The organism is Mycobacterium sp., assembly GCF_032162605.1.
In the GTDB taxonomy this organism is placed as follows: domain Bacteria; phylum Actinomycetota; class Actinomycetes; order Mycobacteriales; family Mycobacteriaceae; genus Mycobacterium.
Map to the genome: position 1 here is coordinate 1 of NZ_JAVROT010000097.1, position 4,897 is coordinate 4,897.

Genomic DNA, 4,897 nt, shown 5'->3' on the forward strand with positions numbered 1-4,897 from the left:
CCCCCCCCCCCCCCCCCCGCGGTAGGACCCGTCAGTTGCAGGTCACCTTGATCTCGAACTTCTTCGTGATCATTCCCGCCATCGGGTTCGTCATGTCGGCGCCCTGCGCTTCACCGGTGATCGTGTAGGTGCTGCCGGCGACGGCGACGTCCGCGGAACCGGACTTCATGCCGCCCATCTGGGCAACGGCAAGGGCACTGCCGTCGACGACCAGACCCAGCGACTCGACCGTCGGGGCGGCTCCGTCGGTCATCACGACGGCGACACCCTGCTGGCCGCCGACCGCGCCGCTGGCCACGTTGATCTTGCCGCCGGTCTTGACGCAGGTCACCGAGTTGAGATCCAGCCCCGCCAGATCCTGGCCCTCCACCTTGACCTCGCTGTTGCCGCTGGTGCTCACCTGAGTGCTGCTGCCGCCACTCGCGGCTGGAATACTGGACCCGGGCGTCGAACCCTTGTCGTCCGAGCAGCCGACCAGAACCAGTGCGGTCGCCGCGATGCCGATGCCCGCAGTCACGATCTTCTTCATCGGAATGTCCCTTCGTTTCGCTCCGCCCCGATGGCGTCGCCGTGAAGCAAGTACACGAGGCCCGAATCGCTACCGATCCCAACAATTGCGCGCGGTACGGTGACAAGGTGTCCGACGCAGCCGAGCCCGAGGAGATCCTCGACGCGGAGATCGTTCCGGCCGACGCGTCGGCCCCGCCAGAGCAGCTCCCGGTGATACCCGCTGACACCGGCTACACCGCCGACGGAGTGCCGACCTTCGAGTCGGTGCGGGAGAAGATCGAGACCAGGTACGGCACCGCGACCGGTTCGGCGGAACTGGCGTCGGAGACCGCCGAGGGACGCCAGGTCGAGGAGCAGTACGAGGCTCGGCAGCGCGCCGCCCACGACCGGCTCGAGGAGATCCGGGCGGCGATGCGCGACGAGCCCGGCCCCGAGTCCGGGCAAGCCTGAGCGGTGCGCTCCTTCACCGTCGCGGAGCGGCGGACGCGACTGGCGCGACGCCACCTCCTGGCCGAACGCACCGAGGAGGGCGTCGCCGACGTCGCGGGCCAGTTCGTCGGCCTTCATGCAACCGACCCCGCCACGCCGTATCTGTCACTGTGGGCGCGCATCGCCGGCTTCAGCCTCACCGACCTCGATACCGCGCTGTACGAAGACAGGTCCGTTCTCAAGCATCTCGCCATGCGGCGGACGCTCTGGGTGCTCGATGCCAACGACCTTCCGACCGTGCAGTCCGCGGCCAGCGACCGCGTCGCCGCCAACGAGCGACGCAAGCTCGTCGCGGACGTGGTGACGGCCGGCATCGCAGAAGACGGCGAAGCCTGGCTCGACGACGCGTCGGCTGCCGTCCTCGCACATCTCGCCGAGAACGGCCACACCAGTGCCAGAGACCTGCGCGCGGCACTCCCCCAACTGGCGGGCGATTACGACCCGGCGCCCGGAAGGAGTTGGGGCGGAGCGGGTCCCATCTCACCTCGGGTGATCACGGTGCTCGGGGCTCAGGGCCTCGTGGTCCGCGGACCCAACGAGGGCACTTGGACGACGTCGCGCCCGAAATGGTCGGCGGCGGCGCAGTGGCTCGGCGCGGGCCACGAGTCGGTGGACCACGATGCCGCGCGTTCGGCCCTGGTCGGGACCTGGCTGCGGACCTTTGGGCCTGCCACGGTCAACGACGTGAAGTGGGGGTTCGGTCACACCCTCACGTGGGCGCGCGGCGCGCTGAGCGACCTCGGCGCAGTCGAGGTCGACATGGATGGAACCGCGGGCTACCTGCTGCCCGACGATCTGGAACCCGAACCCGCCTGTGACCGGTGGTGCGCACTGCTACCCGGCCTGGACGTCACCACGATGGGCTGGCAGGACAGGGACTGGTACCTCGGCGAGCACCGCGCCCAAATCTTCGACCGCAACGGCAACGGCGGGCCGACGGCATGGTGCGACGGCCGGATCGTCGGCGGGTGGACGCAGGACCCCGAGGGGCGCGTCGTCCTGCAAGTCGTCGAGAACGTCGACGGGACGGCGTCGAAGGCGTTGGCGCGCAAGGCCGAGGAGCTGACCGACTGGCTCGACGGAGCACGGGTGAGCGCCCGGTTCCCATCGCCGCTGTCGAAGGCGGCCCCGGCTAAGCGCTGACCTTGCGTCGCTTCTTCGCCGGCGCCGGTGACGGGAGCATCTCTGCGAGGAACTGACCGGTGTAGCTCTCCGCCACGGCAGCGACGTCCTCGGGGGTGCCAGCCGCGACGACGGTGCCACCGCCGCCACCGCCTTCGGGTCCCATGTCGACGATCCAGTCCGACATCTTGATGACGTCGAGGTTGTGCTCGATGACGATGACCGTGTTGCCCTTGTCGACGAGGCCGTTGATGACCTTGAGCAGCTTGCGGATGTCCTCGAAGTGCAGCCCGGTGGTGGGCTCATCGAGGACGTAGACGGTGCGTCCCGTCGATCGCTTCTGCAACTCGGCGGCCAACTTCACGCGCTGGGCCTCGCCACCGGACAACGTGGGCGCGGGCTGGCCGAGCCGAACGTAGCCGAGTCCGACGTCGACGAGCGTCTTCAGGTAGCGGTGGATCGACGTGATGGGCTCGAAGAAGTCCGTCGCCTCCTCGATCGACATGTCGAGAACCTCGGAGATGGTCTTGCCCTTGTAGTGCACCTCGAGCGTTTCCCGGTTGTACCGGGCGCCGTGGCATACCTCGCACGGCACGTATACGTCCGGAAGGAAGTTCATCTCGATCTTGATGGTGCCGTCACCGGAACACGCCTCGCAGCGACCGCCCTTGACGTTGAACGAGAACCGCCCCGGCTGGTAGCCACGCACCTTGGCCTCGGTGGTGGCGGCGAAGAGCGTCCGGATCTTGTCGAAGACACCGGTGTAGGTCGCCGGATTGGACCGCGGAGTGCGGCCGATCGGCGACTGGTCGACTCGCACCAGCTTGTCGACCTGGTCGAGTCCGTTGATCCGCGTGTGGCGACCAGGAACCTGACGCGCACCGTTGAGCTTGTTGGCCAGGACGGACGCCAGGATGTCGTTGACGAGCGTGGACTTGCCCGACCCCGAGACCCCCGTGACCGAGGTGAGTACGCCGAGCGGGAACGCCACGTCGATCTCGCGCAGGTTGTTCTCCCGCGCACCGACCACCGTCAATTGGCGTTTGCGGTCGACGGGGCGGCGAATGGCAGGCACTTCGATGCTTTGCTTGCCAGAAAGATAAGCACCCGTGATGGATTCGGGATTGGTCAGGAGATCCGCGTAGCTACCGCTGTGCACGATGAGACCGCCGTGCTCGCCCGCCGCCGGGCCGATGTCGACCACCCAGTCGGCGTGGGCGATGGTGTCGAGGTCGTGCTCGACCACGATCAGCGTGTTCCCGAGGTCGCGCAACCGGACCAACGTGTCGATCAGGCGGCGGTTGTCGCGCTGGTGCAGCCCGATCGAGGGCTCGTCGAGGACGTACAGCACGCCTGCGAGTCCTGAGCCGATCTGAGTGGCGAGCCGGATGCGTTGCGCCTCACCGCCGGACAGGGTGCCCGCCGCGCGCGACAATGTCAGGTAGTCGAGCCCGACGTCGAGGAGGAAGCCCAGCCGCGACTGAACCTCCTTGAGCACCTGTCCGGCGATGGCGTGTTCACGCGTGCCGAGGGTGAGCTGGTTGAGGAACTTCGAGCAGTCCGCGATCGACAGGTCGCAGACCTGCGCGATGGACTTCGCCTCGTCCCCTGCGGCGAGCGAGACGGCCAGGATCTCGGGCTTGAGTCGGGTGCCCTCGCAGACGGGGCACGGGACGTCACGCATGAAGCCGTCGTAGCGTTCCTTCATCTGCTCGGACTCGGTCTGTTCCATGCGGCGATGCAGGAACGCCATCACCCCCTCGAAGTCCGCGTAGTAGGAGCGGGTGCGGCCGTAGCGGTTCTTGTACCGAACGTGCACCTGCTCGTCGCAGCCCTCGAGGATGGCCTTGCGTGCCTTGACCGGAAGCTTGCGCCACGGGGTGTCGACGTCGAATCCCAGCGTCTCGCCGAGGCCCTCGAGCATCCGGGTGAAGTAGTCGGCGTTGTGACCCATCGCCCACGGCGCGATCGCACCGTCGGCCAGCGTCAACTCGGGATCGGGCACCACCAGCTCGGGGTCGACCTCCTTGCGGACGCCCAGTCCCGTGCACTCGGGGCAGGCCCCGTACGGCGAGTTGAACGAGAACGACCGTGGCTCAAGGTCGTCCACCGCCAGGGCGTGTCCGTTGGGGCAGGCGAGCTTCTCCGAAAACCGCTGCTCCCGGTGCGGCGCACCCTCGTCCTCGTCGACGAATTCCAGCACGACGATGCCGTCGGCGAGGCCAAGTGCCGTCTCGACAGAGTCGGTGAGTCGTTGCTTGGAACTGGCCTTCACGCTGAGCCGGTCGACGACCACCTCGATGTCGTGCTTTTCCTGCTTCTTCAGCTTGGGCGGGTCGGTGAGGGTATGCACGACGCCGTCGACGCGCACGCGGCTGTAACCCTGGCTGTTGAGCTTGTCGAACAGGTCGACGAACTCGCCCTTGCGGGTGCGCACGACGGGCGCCAGCACCTGGAAGCGGATGCCCTCGTCCATCGCAAGCACTTGGTCGACGATCTGCTGCGGTGTCTGCCTGGCGATCCGCTCACCACACACGGGGCAGTGCGCGGTGCCCGCCCTGGCGTAGAGCAGCCGCAGGTAGTCGTACACCTCGGTGATGGTGCCGACGGTCGAGCGCGGGTTGCGGTTGGTGGACTTCTGGTCGATGGACACCGCGGGCGAAAGACCCTCGATGAAGTCGACGTCCGGCTTGTCCATCTGCCCCAGGAACTGCCGCGCGTACGCCGACAGCGACTCGACGTAACGGCGTTGACCCTCGGCGAAGATGGTGTCGAA

At 67.6% G+C, this 4,897-nt stretch carries 4 protein-coding genes; 2 read left to right on the forward strand and 2 right to left on the reverse strand.

Annotation, left to right across the window (positions count from 1 at the left end; genetic code table 11):
- Nucleotides 1-31: 31 nt before the first annotated feature.
- Nucleotides 32-529 (reverse strand): lipoprotein LpqH, encoded by a 498-nt coding sequence (locus QOI01_RS05915; RefSeq protein WP_526379254.1) that lies wholly within the window; start codon nt 527-529, stop codon nt 32-34.
- 149 nt (nt 530-678) lie between these two features.
- Here QOI01_RS05915 and QOI01_RS05920 point away from each other — a divergent pair, with 149 nt between their 5' ends.
- Together QOI01_RS05920 and QOI01_RS05925 are read left to right on the forward strand one after the other, a co-directional pair.
- Complete coding sequence (locus tag QOI01_RS05920; RefSeq protein WP_526379257.1) at nt 679-960, forward strand: hypothetical protein; 282 nt, start codon at nt 679-681, stop codon at nt 958-960.
- Nucleotides 961-963: 3 nt separating this feature from the next.
- Nucleotides 964-2,142, forward strand: a complete 1,179-nt coding sequence (locus QOI01_RS05925) for a DNA glycosylase AlkZ-like family protein (protein WP_526379255.1) — start codon at nt 964-966, stop codon at nt 2,140-2,142.
- Here the strand turns inward: QOI01_RS05925 and uvrA are convergent.
- A partial coding sequence (gene uvrA / locus QOI01_RS05930; RefSeq protein WP_526379256.1) for an excinuclease ABC subunit UvrA occupies nt 2,132-4,897 on the reverse strand: 2,766 nt, incomplete at its 5' end. The genes QOI01_RS05925 and uvrA overlap by 11 nt on opposite strands.

Bases quoted from the DNA above. Each gene is read 5' to 3' on its own strand.
- QOI01_RS05915 (WP_526379254.1), bottom strand. From the start codon at position 529: ATGAAGAAGATCGTGACTGCGGGCATCGGCATCGCGGCGACCGCACTG.